This is a genomic window from Sphingomonas sp. PP-F2F-A104-K0414 (genome assembly GCF_004340945.1).
In the GTDB taxonomy this organism is placed as follows: Bacteria; Pseudomonadota; Alphaproteobacteria; order Sphingomonadales; family Sphingomonadaceae; genus Sphingomonas.
In genome coordinates this window covers 541,292-556,145 of record NZ_SLYD01000001.1, presented here as the reverse complement: position 1 = coordinate 556,145, position 14,854 = coordinate 541,292, and the positions used below count along the sequence as shown (strand labels likewise).

General features: G+C 66.7%; 17 protein-coding genes and 1 riboswitch. Of the genes, 9 read left to right on the top strand and 8 right to left on the bottom strand.

Annotated elements, in window-relative coordinates; all coding sequences use genetic code 11:
• Window positions 1-3: 3 nt before the first annotated feature.
• A complete protein-coding gene (locus C8J46_RS02365; protein ID WP_243643179.1) occupies window positions 4-882 on the top strand; it encodes an outer membrane beta-barrel protein in 879 nt (292 codons plus the stop codon).
• Window positions 883-1,285: 403 nt separating this feature from the next.
• Window positions 1,286-1,395, top strand: a riboswitch (TPP riboswitch).
• A gap of 39 nt (window positions 1,396-1,434) precedes the next feature.
• Complete coding sequence (gene thiC / locus C8J46_RS02360; RefSeq protein WP_132734676.1) at window positions 1,435-3,354, top strand: phosphomethylpyrimidine synthase ThiC; 1,920 nt, start codon at window positions 1,435-1,437, stop codon at window positions 3,352-3,354.
• 149 nt (window positions 3,355-3,503) lie between these two features.
• Here the strand turns inward: thiC and dprA are convergent, their stop codons facing one another.
• Both dprA and plsY read right to left on the bottom strand, forming a co-directional pair.
• Window positions 3,504-4,595 (bottom strand): DNA-processing protein DprA, encoded by a 1,092-nt coding sequence (gene dprA, locus C8J46_RS02355; RefSeq protein ID WP_132734674.1) that lies wholly within the window; start codon window positions 4,593-4,595, stop codon window positions 3,504-3,506.
• Complete coding sequence (gene plsY / locus C8J46_RS02350) at window positions 4,588-5,202, bottom strand: glycerol-3-phosphate 1-O-acyltransferase PlsY (RefSeq protein ID WP_132734671.1); 615 nt, start codon at window positions 5,200-5,202, stop codon at window positions 4,588-4,590. The genes dprA and plsY overlap by 8 nt, the downstream gene beginning before the upstream one ends.
• A 217-nt stretch (window positions 5,203-5,419) precedes the next feature.
• On the opposite strand from plsY, the gene murI reads away from it, so the two are divergent.
• Together murI and hemA are read left to right on the top strand one after the other, a co-directional pair.
• On the top strand, window positions 5,420-6,208 hold the full coding sequence (gene murI / locus C8J46_RS02345) for a glutamate racemase (RefSeq protein ID WP_132734669.1): 789 nt from the start codon (window positions 5,420-5,422) through the stop codon (window positions 6,206-6,208).
• A gap of 136 nt (window positions 6,209-6,344) precedes the next feature.
• Window positions 6,345-7,607 carry a 5-aminolevulinate synthase gene (gene hemA, locus C8J46_RS02340; protein WP_132735312.1) on the top strand — a complete coding sequence of 421 codons (1,263 nt, stop codon included), beginning with the start codon at window positions 6,345-6,347 and terminating at the stop codon, window positions 7,605-7,607.
• A 3-nt stretch (window positions 7,608-7,610) separates the two neighbouring features.
• Here hemA and C8J46_RS02335 read toward each other — a convergent pair whose 3' ends face one another.
• Genes C8J46_RS02335 through C8J46_RS02315 form a run of 5 tightly spaced genes read right to left on the bottom strand, consistent with a single transcriptional unit; the run spans window position 7,611 to window position 10,406 of the window.
• Window positions 7,611-8,183, bottom strand: coding sequence for a Uma2 family endonuclease (locus C8J46_RS02335; RefSeq protein ID WP_132734667.1), 573 nt, complete (start codon window positions 8,181-8,183; stop codon window positions 7,611-7,613).
• Window positions 8,184-8,214: 31 nt separating this feature from the next.
• On the bottom strand, window positions 8,215-8,679 hold the full coding sequence (locus C8J46_RS02330; RefSeq protein ID WP_132734665.1) for a DUF3429 domain-containing protein: 465 nt from the start codon (window positions 8,677-8,679) through the stop codon (window positions 8,215-8,217).
• Window positions 8,680-8,700: 21 nt separating this feature from the next.
• Window positions 8,701-9,408, bottom strand: coding sequence for an anti-sigma factor (locus tag C8J46_RS02325; RefSeq protein ID WP_132734663.1), 708 nt, complete (start codon window positions 9,406-9,408; stop codon window positions 8,701-8,703).
• Entirely contained in the window at window positions 9,401-9,964 is a 564-nt protein-coding gene (locus C8J46_RS02320) for a sigma-70 family RNA polymerase sigma factor (RefSeq protein WP_132734661.1), read from the bottom strand. Before C8J46_RS02320 ends, C8J46_RS02325 begins: the two co-directional genes overlap by 8 nt.
• A gap of 16 nt (window positions 9,965-9,980) precedes the next feature.
• Complete coding sequence (locus C8J46_RS02315) at window positions 9,981-10,406, bottom strand: hypothetical protein (protein ID WP_132734659.1); 426 nt, start codon at window positions 10,404-10,406, stop codon at window positions 9,981-9,983.
• A gap of 215 nt (window positions 10,407-10,621) precedes the next feature.
• On the opposite strand from C8J46_RS02315, the gene rpiB reads away from it, so the two are divergent.
• The 5 genes from rpiB (at window position 10,622) to C8J46_RS02290 (ending at window position 14,383) form a co-directional block, all read left to right on the top strand.
• Window positions 10,622-11,056: a ribose 5-phosphate isomerase B gene (rpiB, locus tag C8J46_RS02310; protein ID WP_132734658.1), complete on the top strand. Its 435-nt coding sequence runs from the start codon at window positions 10,622-10,624 to the stop codon at window positions 11,054-11,056.
• Window positions 11,053-12,363, top strand: a complete 1,311-nt coding sequence (locus C8J46_RS02305; protein WP_132734655.1) for a serine hydroxymethyltransferase — start codon at window positions 11,053-11,055, stop codon at window positions 12,361-12,363. The genes rpiB and C8J46_RS02305 overlap by 4 nt, the downstream gene beginning before the upstream one ends.
• A gap of 5 nt (window positions 12,364-12,368) precedes the next feature.
• Entirely contained in the window at window positions 12,369-12,548 is a 180-nt protein-coding gene (locus C8J46_RS02300) for a hypothetical protein (protein WP_056053298.1), read from the top strand.
• Window positions 12,549-13,013, top strand: a complete 465-nt coding sequence (nrdR, locus tag C8J46_RS02295; protein WP_056487307.1) for a transcriptional regulator NrdR — start codon at window positions 12,549-12,551, stop codon at window positions 13,011-13,013.
• A gap of 164 nt (window positions 13,014-13,177) precedes the next feature.
• Window positions 13,178-14,383, top strand: a complete 1,206-nt coding sequence (locus C8J46_RS02290) for a TrmH family RNA methyltransferase (RefSeq protein ID WP_132734653.1) — start codon at window positions 13,178-13,180, stop codon at window positions 14,381-14,383.
• Here C8J46_RS02290 and C8J46_RS02285 read toward each other — a convergent pair.
• Window positions 14,380-14,679, bottom strand: a complete 300-nt coding sequence (locus tag C8J46_RS02285) for a chorismate mutase (protein WP_132734651.1) — start codon at window positions 14,677-14,679, stop codon at window positions 14,380-14,382. The two genes, C8J46_RS02290 and C8J46_RS02285, sit on opposite strands and share 4 nt — an antisense overlap.
• Window positions 14,680-14,854 lie beyond the last annotated feature (175 nt).

Below are 14,854 nucleotides of genomic sequence, written 5' to 3'. Positions count from 1 at the left end.
ACCATGACCAACTTCACGAAGCTCACCATGCTCGCCGGCCTCGCCGCCGCGGGCATTTTTGCCGTTCCGGCCGCCGCGCAGGACATGACCACCGACCGCGACAGCAAGCCGTTCTCGGGCGTCTATATCGGCGCCGCCGGCGGCTATGACGTCCAGGGCAACGACATCGGCTCGTCGATCCTGTTCGACCGCAACAACGACGGCAATTTCAGCGACAGCGTCAACACCATCACCGGCGCCAATGCCTTCTCGCCGGGCTTCTGCAACGGCTCCGCCCGCACCGCTGTGCCGGCCTATGGCTGCCGCAACGACGATGACGGCTGGTCGTATTACGGCCGCGCAGGCTTTGACGTGCAGCGCGGTCCGTTCGTGGTCGGCATCGTCGGCGAATTCGGCAAGTCCGAGATCACCGACAGCGTCGCCGCCTTCTCGACCACGCCCGCCAGCTATACGATGGCGCGCAAGCTGAAGTGGGAAGGCTCGGCCCGCCTCCGCGCCGGTCTCGCTGCGCGCAACACGCTGTTCTACGCCACCGGCGGCGCCGGCTATGCCAAGATCGACAACCTGTTCTTCACCACCAACACCGCCAACGCGTTCGCAGCCACCGGCTCGGACAAGCGCTGGGGCTATGTCGGCGGCGGCGGCATCGAGCAGAAGCTGACCAAGAACATCTCGATCGGCATGGAATACACCTACCACCAGTACAAGGACGACGACGCCCGCGTCCTCGTCACGGCTGGCAGCGCGATCACCGGCAGCCCGGTCCTGCTCGCCAACAACCCGTTCGTCCTCGCCCCCAACACCGCGGGCACGGCCTTCCGCCGCAGCGACGAGAACTTCCGCTGGCACTCGCTGCGCGGCACCGTGAGCTTCCGGTTCTAAGGCGCAGGGCGGCTTGCGCCGACCCGGCGCAAGACTCGCCCAAGCCCGGCCAGCGCAGCAAAGCACGCCACAAGGCGTAGCTTAGCTACGACTGACGGCGCGCGGAGTTACGCGGAGTTAGATGAAAGGCCGTTGCCCCAACCAGGGCAGCGGCCTTTTCTCGTTAAGGGACCCCCACCCCAACAACAAACACCACCCCGGCGAAGGCCGGGGCCCAGTTGGAAAGGTGGCTATAATGGAGCACATCGCGTCGTTAGCGCCGTCCCCCACCTGGGCCCCGGCCTCCGCCGGGGTGGTGAACTTTCGATCGGCAGGATGCCCAACCAACTCCAAGGCGCACCGCCCCCCGCGCACCCCGAACCGCCAAGTTTCCCATTGCACCCCAACCACACCCCCCTATGCTCACCCCACCCCGGGGGAGCGCTAATCCGCGCTTGAGAGGAAGGCAGGAGCCTTCGACCCGCTGAACCTGATCCGGTTGATACCGGCGGAGGGAGGGAGCGGTCGCCACAGAACCGTAAACCTTGCTCCGAGACCCGTAGGAGCAAGCGCATGGCCGATTTCGAAGCAGGCACCCCGACAGCAGACATTGGCGTAACCACTGGCCCGATCCGAGGCTCACGCAAAATCCACGTCGCGGTTCCCTCCAGCCCAGACGTCCGCGTTGCTATGCGCGAGATCGTCCTGGACCCAAGCTGCTCCGAGCCCCCCTTGCGCGTCTACGATACCAGCGGCCCCTACACCGACCCGCGCGCGTCGATCGACATCAACGCCGGCCTCCCCCAACTCCGCCGCGCCTGGATCGAAGCCCGCGGCGACGTGGAATCCTACGACGCGCGTGAAATCCGCCCCGAGGACAACGGCCAGCTCGGCCCCGACCGCTCCGGCGGCGTCCCCCAGTTCCCCGCCACCATCAAGCGCCCCCTCCGCGCGCGCGCCGGCGCCAACGTCAGCCAGATGCACTACGCGCGACGTGGGATAATCACCCAGGAGATGGAATACGTCGCCACCCGAGAAAACCTCGGCCGCGCCATGCTCAAAGACTATAAGCGAGACGGCGAAAGCTTCGGCGCGCAGATCCCCGACTTCGTAACCCCCGAATTCGTCCGCGACGAGATCGCCCGCGGCCGCGCGATCATCCCCAACAACATCAACCACCCCGAATCCGAACCGATGGCGATCGGCCGCAACTTCCTCGTCAAGATCAACGCCAACATCGGCAATTCCGCGGTCGCCAGCAACGTCGCCGCCGAAGTCGACAAGCTCGTCTGGTCGATCCGCTGGGGCGCCGACACGGTCATGGACCTCAGCACTGGCCGCAACATCCACGACACCCGCGAATGGATCCTCCGCAACTCGCCCGTGCCCGTAGGCACCGTCCCGATCTACCAGGCGCTCGAAAAGGTCGGCGGCGTGGCCGAGGACCTCACCTGGGAGATCTTCCGCGACACGCTCATCGAGCAGGCCGAACAGGGCATCGATTACTTCACGATCCACGCCGGCGTCCGCCTCGCCTACATCCCGATCACCGCGAAACGCGTTACCGGCATCGTCTCGCGCGGCGGCTCGATCATGGCGAAATGGTGCCTCAGCCACCACAAGGAGAGCTTCCTCTACGAGCGCTTCGACGAGATCACCGAGATCATGAAGGCGTACGACATCGCCTACAGCCTCGGCGACGGCCTGCGCCCCGGCTCAATCGCCGACGCCAACGACGAAGCGCAGTTCAGCGAACTTTTCACGCTCGGCGAACTGACGCACCGCGCCTGGAAGAGCGACGTCCAGGTCATGATCGAAGGCCCCGGCCACGTGCCGATGCACAAGATCAAGGAGAACATGGACAAGCAGCTAGAAGTCTGCGGCGAGGCACCGTTTTATACGCTAGGGCCGCTCACCACGGACATAGCCCCCGGCTACGACCACATCACCAGCGGCATCGGCGCCGCGATGATCGGCTGGTACGGCACCGCGATGCTTTGCTACGTCACGCCGAAGGAGCATTTGGGCTTGCCGGATCGCGACGACGTGAAGGTCGGCGTGGTCACCTACAAACTAGCCGCCCACGCCGCCGACTTGGCAAAGGGACACCCCGCCGCCCAAATGCGCGACGACGCCCTGTCACGTGCGCGCTTCGAGTTCCGCTGGCGCGACCAATTCAACCTGTCGCTCGATCCCGATACGGCGGAGTCGTATCACGACCAGACGTTGCCGGCGGAAGGGGCCAAGACCGCGCATTTCTGCTCGATGTGCGGGCCGAAATTCTGCTCGATGAAGATCACGCAGGAGGTGCGGGACTTTGCCGCCAAGCAGAACGCGCCAGCGGATACGTTTCTAGCGGCGGACGTCGATGCTGGGGATGCCGAGCGGGCGATCTTCGCGACGGGCAGCCACGCCGACGCGGAAAAGGGCATGGCTGACATGAGCGAGAAATTCCGCGCGAAAGGCAGCGAGATCTATCTGCCGGCGGAGTGATCGCAGACACGGTGCGATCCTCTCCCGCCAGGGGGAGGTGGCGCGAAGCGACGGAGGGGGAGGACGGAACTGACGTGGTCGTTTACCTCCCCCTCCGTCTGGCAAGCGCCAGCCACCTTCCCCTGGCGGGGGAGGATCAGTATTAGCGATCAAGTCAGGCTGGCGCGGCCGCCGGCGTGGCGGTCGAGGCGGCCGGCGAGTTCGAGCTCCAATAGCACCGTGTGGACGACGGCGGGGCTCCGGCGCGACTGGCGGATGAGTTCGTCGATCGCGACGGGGACGGGGCCGAGCAGGTCAGTGATCCGGCGCCGGTCGGTGTCGGTGGCGTCTTCGGCGGGGGAGCTTGCATAGGCGTCGATCGGCGAGCGGACCGAGCGCGGGTCGAACGGGCGGATCTGCTCGAGGATATCGGCGGCCGATTGCACCAGCGTGGCGCCTTCGCGAATGAGCAGGTTGCAGCCCTGCGCGCGGGGATCGAGCGGGCTGCCGGGGACGGCCATGACCTCGCGGCCGGACTCGTTGGCGAGCCGCGCGGTGATCAGCGAGCCGGATTTGGGGACCGCCTCGACCACTACCGTGCCGATCGCGAGGCCGGCGATGATGCGGTTGCGCGAGGGGAAATTGCGCGCCTTCGGTTCGGTGCCGGGGGGCTGTTCGGCGAGCAGCAGGCCGTCGGTGGCGATGCGCTCCTGCAGGCCGATATTGTCGGGCGGGTAGGCAATGTCGATGCCGCTGGCGATGACGCCGATCGTCGCGCCGCTCGAGCCCGCGCCGAGCGCGCCGATGTGCGCGGCGGTGTCGATGCCGCGGGCCAGGCCGGAGACGATCGTCGTACCCTCTTCGGCGAGTTGCAGCGCCAATTGTCTCGCGAAGCGGCAGGCGGCGGCGGACGCGTTGCGCGCGCCGACCATCGCGATGCAGGGGCGGGTGGCGTGGGTGAGGTTGCCGCGGAAGATCAGCGCTGGCGGGGCTGTCTCGATCTCGGCGAGCAGGCTGGGATAGTCGGCGTCGTCGAGGAAGAGATAGCGCGCGCCGAGTTTTGCGGTGGCGGCGATTTCGCGTTCGGCCAGCGCCGTGTCGGCGATACGGGGGCTGCGTCCGCCGCCGCGTTGGGCGAGCATCGGGAGCGCGTCGATGGCGGCGTCCGCGCTGCCGAAGCGGGCGATGAGCTGGCGATAGGTGACCGGTCCGATCCCGGTCGTGCGGATGAGCCGAAGTCTTGAGACCGTCGGGTCAGTCACTCGTTTTCCGGCTGGAGCCGATCCGCGGCTCGGTCCCCGAGAACAGGCGCTCGACGTTTTCGCGGTGCTTCCACAGCACGATCAGCGCTAGTGCGAGGAGGAGGAGGACGAGGTCGAAACGGCCGAACAGCGCGGCGGCAAACGGTGCGCTGAGCGCAGCGGCCATGCCGGCGACCGAGGAGATGCGCAGGCCCGCGAGTAGGCCCAGCCAGACGACAGCGTAGACCAGCCCGAGCGGCCAGTAGAGCGCGACGACGATTCCCATCAACGTGGCGACGCCCTTGCCGCCCTTGAACTTCAGCCAGACGGGGTAGCAATGGCCGATGAACGCACCGGCGGCCGCGAGCATGGCGTTACCGGGGAACAGGTGTGCGACCAGCAGCACGGCGACCGCGCCCTTGGCCATGTCGAGCAGCAGCGTGGCAGCGGCGAGGCCCTTGCGTCCGGTGCGAAGGACGTTGGTCGCGCCGATGTTGCCCGAGCCGATCGTCCGCAGATCACCTGCGCCGCCGAGCCGCGTCAGGATGACGCCGAACGGGATCGAGCCGAGCAGGTAGCTGAGCACGAGTGATAGCGTGGGCGCGACCCAGAGAATTTCCGTCTGCAAGTATGTCCCCCGTTCCGAGGGCGCTTATAAACGACGCGGGGCTGACGGCAAATGGCGTCGAGTGGGTGCCGACCTCACAGCACCTCCCGTCATCCTGACGAAAGTCAGGACCCAGAGCCATGGAGGACAACGCTTGTAACCCTGGGTCCTGACTTTCGTCAGGATGGCGGGGGGAAGGCTCTGGTTTGCCTAAGGCGTTCCGTCCTAAGGCGCATGGATGGACACGCGCCCCATCCTGTTCTTCGATTCCGGTGTCGGCGGGTTGTCGATCGTCGGGCCCGCGCGCGGGGCGCTCCCCGATGCGCCGTTCGTCTACGCCGCCGACTCGGCCGGGTTTCCCTACGGCACGAAGAGCGAGGCGGAGATCGCCGCCCGCGTGCCGGTGTTGCTGGGGCGGTTGGCGGAGCGGTATCGGCCGCGGTTGATCGTGATCGCGTGCAACACCGCCTCGACGATCGCGCTGCCGGTAGTGCGCGCGGCGCTCGACCTGCCGGTGGTCGGGACGGTACCGGCGATCAAGCCCGCTGCCGCGCTGTCGGTTACGCGGACGATCGGCGTGCTGGGGACCGAGGCGACCGTGAGGCAGGCGTATGTCGATGATCTGGCTGCGAGGTTTGCGGGCGATTGCACGGTGCTCCGCTACGGGTCGGCGGCTTTGGTCGAGATGGCGGAGGCCAAGTTGCACGGGCGAGCGGTGGCGCCTGACCGCTATGCGGCGGTGCTCGACGGGCTGTTCTCGCAACCCGGCGGGGAGCGAATCGACGTGATCGTCAACGCCTGCACGCATTTCCCGCTGGTCGAGGCGGAGCTGGCCATGGCGGCACCCGGTGTGCGGTTCGTCGACGGTGGTCCCGGGATCGCGCGGCGGATCGTTCACCTGATGCAGGGCGAATCATGGTCGGGCGCGGGCGAGGGCACCGCCGTCTTTACCCGGTTGGGTGACGAGGAGCGGGCGCTGGCACCTGCCCTAGCGGCGCGAGGATTTGCGCGGATCGAGCAGCTTTAGGCGTTAACCTGGGACAATGTGGCACCTTGCTTCGCGGGCGCATCGTGGCAATGTGCACCCCGGATGAGGAAAGCGATCACCGTAAGAGCGGTATTGCGCTGGAAACGAGTGAAAGCGAGGCGTAGTGCCCAAGCCTATGATTACCAACGGCATCACGGCAACGGAGTCCATCTCGGGTCCGCGAGTCGATTATTCGCGCGTGTTTACGCAGGCGATCGACCGGTTGCATGCCGAAGGGCGCTACCGCGTGTTCATCGACATCCTCCGCAACAAGGGCGCTTTCCCGAACGCGCGCTGTTTCGCCGGGCATAACGGGCCCAAGCCGATCACGGTGTGGTGCTCAAACGATTATCTCGCGATGGGCCAGCACCCCAAGGTGATCGCGGCGATGGAAGAGGCGCTGCACGACGTCGGCGCGGGCTCGGGCGGCACGCGCAACATCGGCGGCAACACGCATTACCATGTCGACCTGGAGGGCGAACTCGCCGACCTGCACGGCAAGGAAGCGGCGCTGCTGTTCACCAGCGGCTACGTCTCGAACGAGGCTACGCTGGCGACGTTGGCGAAGGTCCTGCCGGGCTGCATCATCTTTTCGGACGAGTTGAACCATGCGTCGATGATCGCGGGGATCCGGAATTCGGGCTGCGAGAAGCGCGTGTTCCGCCACAACGATCTCGCGCATCTCGAAGAGCTTCTCGCGGCGGAAGACCCCGCGGCGCCGAAGCTGATCGCGTTCGAGAGCGTGTATTCGATGGAGGGCGACATCGCGCCGATCTCGGCGGTGTGCGACCTCGCCGACCGGTACAACGCGCTGACCTATTGCGACGAAGTCCATGCGGTCGGGATGTACGGCGCACGTGGCGGCGGCATTTCGGAGCGTGACGAGGTGGCGCACCGAATCACGATCCTCGAGGGGACGCTGGGCAAAGCATTCGGCGTGATGGGGGGCTATATCGCCGCCGATCGCACGATCGTCGACGTGATCCGCAGCTATGCGCCGGGGTTCATCTTCACGACTTCGCTGTCGCCGGTACTGGTCGCGGGCGTGCTGGCGAGCGTGCGGCATCTGAAGGCGTCGAGCGTCGAGCGCGAGGGGCAGCAGGCTTCGGCGGCGATGCTCAAGGCGATGCTGAAGGGCGCCGGGCTGCCGGTGATGATCGGTGATACGCATATCGTGCCGCTGATGGTCGGGGATCCGGTCAAGGCGAAGAAGATCAGCGACGTGCTGCTCGCCGAATACGGCGTGTACGTGCAGCCGATCAACTACCCGACCGTGCCGCGCGGCACCGAGCGGCTGCGGTTCACGCCGGGCCCTGCGCATACCGAGGCGATGATGCGCGAACTGACGGATGCGCTGGTGGAGATCTGGAGCCGGCTGGACTTGCGCAAGGCGGCTTGAGGCTCAGTCGACGACGATGTCGAGGTGCAACTCGGGGATCGCGATAGGCTCGCCGAACGGGATCAGCCTTTTGTCTTCGTAATCACCGGCGCGGGGCTTGGCCATCACGTGCGTCCTGCGCGCGTTGATATCGACGACCCAGTAATGCGGCACGAACGCCTCGGCATAGTCGCTTCGCTTGGCGCCGAGATCTAGCGCGAGGCTCGTATCGGGGATCTCGACAGCTAGGAAAAGCGCAGCGCGGTCGAATAAGGTCGCGCGGAGATCGGGATCGCGAAGCACCGCCACATCCGGTTCGCGCAGCGTGTCGGCGGCCAGGCGGACAGTGGGCTCCTGCCCGACAATCCATTCGGTGCCGAGCGCGGCGAAGGCGGACTGCAATCGGAGGAACGCGATGCGCTGCGCGTTCCAGTGCGGTATTTTTGCCGGTGACATCCGCATAATCTCCCCGTTGACCAGTTCGACCTTGCCTAGCCAGTCGGCGATCGGCGGATGACGGACGAGTTCCATGAACTCGGCGGTAGTGAATCGCGCAGGCCCGGAAGCCAGCTGGGTGATGTGCTCGGCGACGCTCATCGCGTTGGTATAGCATTTCCGCGCACGCGCGTCACAGTATAGCCGCTAGTAACGTCAAGATGCCGAGGCCGAGCGACAAGGGCACGCGCAACGCCATCCAGCCGGGCGGGGCAATGCCGGCTTTGACCAGCGCCCGGTCGACGAGCAGCGCAGCGATCAGGCTTATGCCGAGCACCACCAACGACGGGCCGGGCCAGCGCAGGCCGACCATCCAGGGCCACGCGGTGACCAGCGCGATCAGCGAGGGGGCGACGCTGGCGAACCAGAGCCAGCGCGGGGGCGAGTCGGTTCGGGCGGCGAGGCCCCACCATAGGCCACCTAGGAAGCTCAGGATCAGCGCGGCATAGGCGTAGGCGATCGCCAGCGCGGAATACCGGCTTTGCGGATCGCCGCTCAGCAGCAGCGCGACTGCCCCGAGCTGTGGGAGCAGGCCGCTCAGGCCGAGCAGCCGCGCGATCGGCGGGATGCCGCCGGTCGCGGCGGGTCGCACTGTCATCGGACGAGCATCAGACGGGCATCAGACGCGTGCGACCACGCCGGTGGCGACGACCGGGCCGGTCGGCAGGCCGGTCGGCGAGCCGCCGAGCGGTTCGACCGAGATCGCGAGCGTTGCGCCAGGGGCGATGCGACCGCGATCGACGCCCTTCGGTGCCAGCGACGTCGGACGTCCCGAGAGCAGGCCGAGCGAGTGCGGCACGCCGTCGCCGCCGATCACCCAGAGTTCCGCGACCCGCGCATTCGGAACGCCGGGACCTGCCGCGACGCGGAGCGCGCCGTTCGCAGGATCGAAGACCGCGGCGACGGGCGACTTTGCATCGCCGAGCATCGCGACGAGCACGCTCGACGCGCGGGCGACGGGAACCGGCTGGGCGACGGGCACGGTCGGTTCGGGGCGAACCATGACGAACAGCAACAGCGACGCGGCGATCGCGCTGGTGACGGCCGCGAGTGCGGGCCAGGCGAAGCGGCTGGTCTTGGCGGGAGTTGGACCGTCGAGGCTGGCTTCGATCCGCGCGGCGAGATGCGGCGGCGCGGCGCGTTCGGGCCAGAGGTCGAACAAGACAGCGAGGCGCGACCGCCACCATTCGACCTGGGCTGCGAAACCGGGCTCGGCGAGCACGCGGCGCAGAGCTGCCCCGCGTTCTTCGCCCTCGAGCAGGCCGAGTGCGAGTTCGGCGGCGGCGACGTCCTCGGGCACGCCGGTATCGGTGGTCGGATCAACCATCAAGGCAATCCTTCAGGCGAGCGAGGCCGCGGCGGACCCAGCTCTTCATCGTGCCCAGCGGTACGGCGCGCTTGATCGCGAGTTCGGCGTAGGTGATGCCGTCGAAGAATGCGGTGCGGATCGCGTCGCGCTGCTGCGGTTCGAGACCGTTCAGGCATTCGATCAGTTCGCGCGACGATTCGCTCGCCAGCATCCCCGCCTCGGCGCCCTCGCCGGGATCGGCGATGTCGGGCGCGTCGTCGAGCGGGCTCGTGCGGCGGACGCCCTGCGCGCGCTGCCAGTCGATGGCGCGGTTGCGCGCGATCGTCGCCAACCAGGTTATCGGGCTCGCGCGGCCGGGTTCCCAGGCACCGGCGCGTTTCCAGATCGTGAGATAGACCTCGTGCAGCACATCCTCCGCGGCTTGGGCGTTGCCGCAGATACGATGGGTGATGCCGAAAAGCTTCGCGCTGGTCAGCGAATAGAGCTCGCGAAACGCGTCGCGGTCTTCTTGCCCGGTGCGCAGGAGCACCTCGGAGAGATGCGCGCGCGCCGCGTCCGCATTTGAAAAGGCCATGGTCACGATCCGGAACCTAGCGGCTAAGTCGCTCGCGGCAATAGCCTTCGCCGGGCTTGACGGTCAGGCAGTCGGTTTTGCCGGAGAGATATTTCAGCCCGGTCGCGTCGCCATTGGTCGGGCGCAGCGTTTCGCGGATGCCGCCGCGATCGAAGGATATCGTGTCGCCGGTCGCGGTGCCGTCGAACTTGCCCTTGTTGTCGAGGTCCCACTGCATGGTCAGCGCGTAGTGGCCGGGGGTGGCGGTCGGCGCGACGTCGAGAACCATGCCTTCGACGCCGATCCAGCGGCCGACATAATTGGGCGCGGGTTTGGGCTTGGGGGCGGAGACCTTGCGCTCGACCGAGCCGGCGGACGTCATGTTGCCGTCGCTGCTGGTGTCGGGCGCAGGGCCGGAACAGGCGGTCAGCGCGACGGCGGCGAGCAGGGTGAGGGCTTTCATCGATGTCTCCTTCACGGTCGGCGTTCAGCGCAGATGCCGACCTTAGCGCGTCATCCTGACGAAAGTCAGGACCCAGAGCTACGGGTGATGCGCTATGTTACCCCAGGTCCTGACTTTCGTCAGGATGACGGAGCAGCCGCGAACAGGTGTGGCAAATTCCGGCTCGGGTGGGTAAGGGGCTGGGCACCCGATCCCCCGTCACAGGATTACGCCAGGTGCGCATCGCCATCGCGTCCGATCACGCCGCCGTTTCGTTGAAAGCGGTGCTCGCCGTCTGGCTGCGCGAGGCGGGGCATGACGTGCTCGATCTCGGGCCGGAGGGCACCGCCAGCGTCGATTATCCTGACTATGGGTTCAAGCTTGCTGCAGCGATTGCCGATGGCAGCGCCGACCGCGGTATCGCGCTGTGCGGCTCCGGGATCGGCATCTCGATCGCCGCCAATCGCAACCCCGCCTGCCGCTGCGCTCTCGTCTCCGAACCGCTGTCGGCGAGCCTCGCGCGCATCCATAACGACGCCAACGCGATCGCGATGGGCGCGCGCCTGATCGGCGAGGAAATGGCCAAGGCGTGCGTCGAAGCTTTCCTGTCCGCCGATTTCGCCGGCGGCCGTCATCAACTCCGTGTCGACAAGTTAAAGGTCCCCGCATGAGCACTCAGCCCCGCGAACTCCACGACGTCCAGCCCGATGGCTTTTTCACCCGCGGTCTGGCCGATGCCGACGCCGCCGTGTTTGCGGGCGTTGCCGCCGAACTCGAGCGTGAGCAGACGCAGATCGAGCTGATCGCGTCGGAGAACATCGTCTCGAAGGCGGTGCTCGAGGCGCAGGGCTCGGTGTTCACGAACAAATACGCCGAGGGCTATCCGGGCAAGCGTTACTACCAGGGCTGCGCGCCGTCCGACACCGTCGAGACGCTCGCGATCGAGCGCGCCAAGCAGATCTTCGGCTGCGGGTTCGTCAACGTGCAGCCGCATTCGGGCGCGCAGGCGAACGGCGCGGTGATGCTGGCGCTGGTGAAGCCGGGCGACACGATCCTCGGCATGAGCCTCGATGCGGGCGGTCACCTGACGCATGGCGCCAAGCCGGCGATGTCGGGCAAGTGGTTCAACGCCATTCAATACGGTGTCGACGCGACCACGCACCTGATCGACTACGACCAGGTCGAGGCGCTGGCGGTCGAGCATCAGCCGAAACTGATCATTGCGGGCGGCTCGGCCTATCCGCGGACGATCGACTTTGCGCGCTTCCGGGCGATCGCGGACAAGGTCGGCGCGTATTTCATGGTCGACATGGCGCATTTCGCCGGGATCGTCGCGGCTGGCCTGCACCCGACGCCGTTCGGCCACGCGCATGTCGTGACGACCACCACGCACAAGACGCTGCGGGGCCCGCGCGGCGGCATGATCATGACCAACGACGAGGCGCTGGCGAAGAAGTTCAACTCTGCGGTGTTCCCCGGCCTTCAGGGTGGGCCGCTGATGCATGTGATCGCGGCGAAGGCGGTTGCGTTCGGCGAGGCGCTGCAGCCCGATTTCAAGAGCTACATCGCCGCGGTCGTCGAGAACGCCAAGGTGCTGGCGGCGACGCTCAAGGAGCGCGGCTCGGACGTCGTCTCGGGCGGCACCGACACGCATCTCGCGCTGATCGACCTCACGCCGCTGGGCATCACCGGGCGCGATGCGGACGAGGCGCTGGAGCGGGCGGGGATCACCTGCAACAAGAACGGCATCCCCAATGATCCGTTGCCGCCGGTCAAGACCAGCGGCATCCGCGTCGGTTCGCCCGCGGGCACGACGCGTGGGTTCGGCCCGGCCGAGTTCCGCGAGATCGGCAACATGGTCGCCGACGTGCTGGACGGCCTCGCGAAAAAGGGCGAGCATGGGGACCCGGAAGTCGAGGCGGACGTTCGGACGCGTGTTCGTGCATTGTGCGCGCGCTTCCCGATCTATCAAGGATAAGCAGCATGTCGAAGTTCGACGACGTCCAGAACGACATCAAGGCGACCCCCGGCCTCGGCAAGAGCATGGCCAAGTGGAGCGCACTCGGTGCGGTCGTGGCGATCCCGGTGCCGGTGATCGGCCCGATCTTCGGTGCACTCGCGGGCGCGGGTTATGCCTATTACAAGGGCAAGAAGAAGGTCTGAATGCGCTGCCCCTTCTGCGGACATGAAGACAGCCAGGTAAAGGACAGCCGCCCCACCGAAGACGGGGCGGCGATCCGACGCCGGCGCCAATGCGAGGGATGCGCCGCGCGTTTCACGACGTTCGAGCGTATCCAGTTGCGCGAGCTGTTCGTGTTAAAGAGCGAGGGGCGGAGAGAGCCGTTCGATCGGGAAAAGCTGCTCAGGTCGTTGTCGATCGCGACGCGGAAGCGGGCGATCGAGGCTGGGCGGATCGAGAAGCTGGTGAGCGGGATCCAGCGGCGGCTGGAGACGCTGGGCGAGAACGACGTCACGTCGAAGCGGATCGGCGAGATGGTGATGGACGGGCTCAAGGGGCTCGATTCTGTGGCGTATATCCGGTTTGCGAGTGTGTACCGGGATTTTAGCGAGGCGAAGGACTTCGAGGCGTTTGCCGGGAGTGTGGAGGAGGTTGGGCGGGCGGAGTGATGCTGGCCTGTCTTGCGACTCAAGAAAGGTACCCTTCGACTTCGCTCAGGGCGAACGGAATGGGGGTGTACCTTTCGGTAGCAACCCGGCCTCTCCACCCCCGTTCGTCCTGAGCGAAGTCGAAGGACTTGTCCGAACACCACGCCCCCGCGTAAGCCGCGACCATGACATTCTGGGCCTATGTGGTGCGCTGCGCCGACGACAGTTATTACACCGGACACACCGATAACCTGGAACGCAGGATCGGCCAGCACAACCTCGGCGAGATTTCCGGCTACACGCAGACGCGCCGCCCCGTGACCTTGTTGTGGTGCCAGGATTTCGGCAGCCGGCAGGAAGCGCTCGCCGCGGAGTTCCAGGTGAAGGGCTGGTCGCGGCGCAAGAAGGAAGCGCTCGCGCGGGAGGATTGGGCGGACCTGCACGATGCGGCGATCCCCCCGCGGGAGCGTGCCCTTCGACTTCGCTCAGGGCGAACGGAAGAGGAGGATGGCCAATCGGAAGATAGGGCGGGTATCTCCTCGGAACAGGAAAAGAGCGTCACATCGGGTGGGGAGAACCATGTTCGATCGGAAGAGGGGAAGAGTGCCCTATCCTCCCCACCCGTTCGTGCTGAGCGAAGTCGAAGCACCTTGGTGGACGAAACCCCACCCCCCGTCATAGTCCTGGTCCGGCCCCAGCTCGGCGAAAACATCGGCAAGGCCGCGCGCGCCATGCTGAACTTCGGCCTCACCGAAATGCGCCTCGTCTCCCCGCGAGACGGCTGGCCCAACCCCTCCGCCGGTCCCGCCGCCAGCGGTGCCGACATCGTCCTCCAAACCGCGAAGGTCTACGACAGCGTCGCCGCCGCCACCGCCGATTGCGCGCAGATCTACGCCACCACAGTGCGGAAACGCGGCGTAACCAAGCCCGTCGTTACCCCCGAACAGGCCGCAACCGAGATCCACGCAGCCCCCGGCCGCTCCGCGATCCTGTTCGGGCCCGAGCGCTCCGGCCTCGAAACCGACGACGTCGCGGTCGCGCGGACGATCATCACGGTACCGATCAATCCAGAGTTCGGATCGCTCAACCTCGCCCAGGCGGTGATCCTGGTCGCGTATGAATGGTCGAAGGGGCTGACTGCGGAACGAGGTTTGTCGCAGCCGTCGATCAACCCGATCATGCCGCCCGCGCCGCAGGAGGAGCTCGACGGGATGATCGGGCAACTCGATGCGATGCTGATGGGCGCCGGGTTCTTCCACCTGCCCGACAAGATGCAGTCGACGCGGCGGACTCTCCGCACGCTGCTGACGAAACCGGGCTGGTCGAGCCAGGAGATTCGGACTCTCCGCGGCGTGTTGTCGTCGCTGGCGGGGAAGAGGCCGCGAGCCTAGCGCCGGTCGAAGGCGGCGAGTTCGTAGGCGATCGAGGCTTCGACCAGGCGTTCCCACAGATCCGCGATCACGGCCTCCGGAACGCCCAGTCTAACCGCCTCGGCCCGCGCATTGTCGATCACCTGTGTCTTCCGATCCTCGTCGCGGACGTGCCCACGCTCCGGCTTGATGCGTGCGGCGGCGTCCATGTACGCGAACCGCCTGGCGAGCAGCGCGACCAAGTCGCGGTCGAGCGCGTCGACGCCTGCGCGGACCTCGGTCATGGTGGTGCAATCTGGGCCGGGGAGAATGGTCATGCGCCGTCTCTTGCCGAGCCCCATCCGGCCTGTCCAGCTTGACTCTGGCGCGCCCCCCGTCTAGGCGCCCGCCTTCGCAATGGCCCTGCACCCCGGTGAAGCGGTGGCCCTGCCCTGTCTGGACATCCGTCTCGTACAGCCAGCAGAGCGATACCGGGACCAACGTTGTTAGCAT

Coding starts and splice junctions, on each gene's coding strand:
- C8J46_RS02365 (WP_243643179.1), top strand. CDS start 4: ATGACCAACTTCACGAAGCTCACCATGCTCGCCGGCCTCGCCGCCGCG.
- thiC (WP_132734676.1), top strand. CDS start 1,435: ATGGCCGATTTCGAAGCAGGCACCCCGACAGCAGACATTGGCGTAACC.
- murI (WP_132734669.1), top strand. CDS start 5,420: ATGGACACGCGCCCCATCCTGTTCTTCGATTCCGGTGTCGGCGGGTTG.
- hemA (WP_132735312.1), top strand. CDS start 6,345: ATGATTACCAACGGCATCACGGCAACGGAGTCCATCTCGGGTCCGCGA.
- C8J46_RS02335 (WP_132734667.1), bottom strand. CDS start 8,183: ATGAGCGTCGCCGAGCACATCACCCAGCTGGCTTCCGGGCCTGCGCGA.
- C8J46_RS02330 (WP_132734665.1), bottom strand. CDS start 8,679: ATGACAGTGCGACCCGCCGCGACCGGCGGCATCCCGCCGATCGCGCGG.
- C8J46_RS02325 (WP_132734663.1), bottom strand. CDS start 9,408: ATGGTTGATCCGACCACCGATACCGGCGTGCCCGAGGACGTCGCCGCC.
- C8J46_RS02320 (WP_132734661.1), bottom strand. CDS start 9,964: ATGGCCTTTTCAAATGCGGACGCGGCGCGCGCGCATCTCTCCGAGGTG.
- C8J46_RS02315 (WP_132734659.1), bottom strand. CDS start 10,406: ATGAAAGCCCTCACCCTGCTCGCCGCCGTCGCGCTGACCGCCTGTTCC.
- C8J46_RS02305 (WP_132734655.1), top strand. CDS start 11,053: ATGAGCACTCAGCCCCGCGAACTCCACGACGTCCAGCCCGATGGCTTT.
- C8J46_RS02300 (WP_056053298.1), top strand. CDS start 12,369: ATGTCGAAGTTCGACGACGTCCAGAACGACATCAAGGCGACCCCCGGC.
- nrdR (WP_056487307.1), top strand. CDS start 12,549: ATGCGCTGCCCCTTCTGCGGACATGAAGACAGCCAGGTAAAGGACAGC.
- C8J46_RS02290 (WP_132734653.1), top strand. CDS start 13,178: ATGACATTCTGGGCCTATGTGGTGCGCTGCGCCGACGACAGTTATTAC.
- C8J46_RS02285 (WP_132734651.1), bottom strand. CDS start 14,679: ATGACCATTCTCCCCGGCCCAGATTGCACCACCATGACCGAGGTCCGC.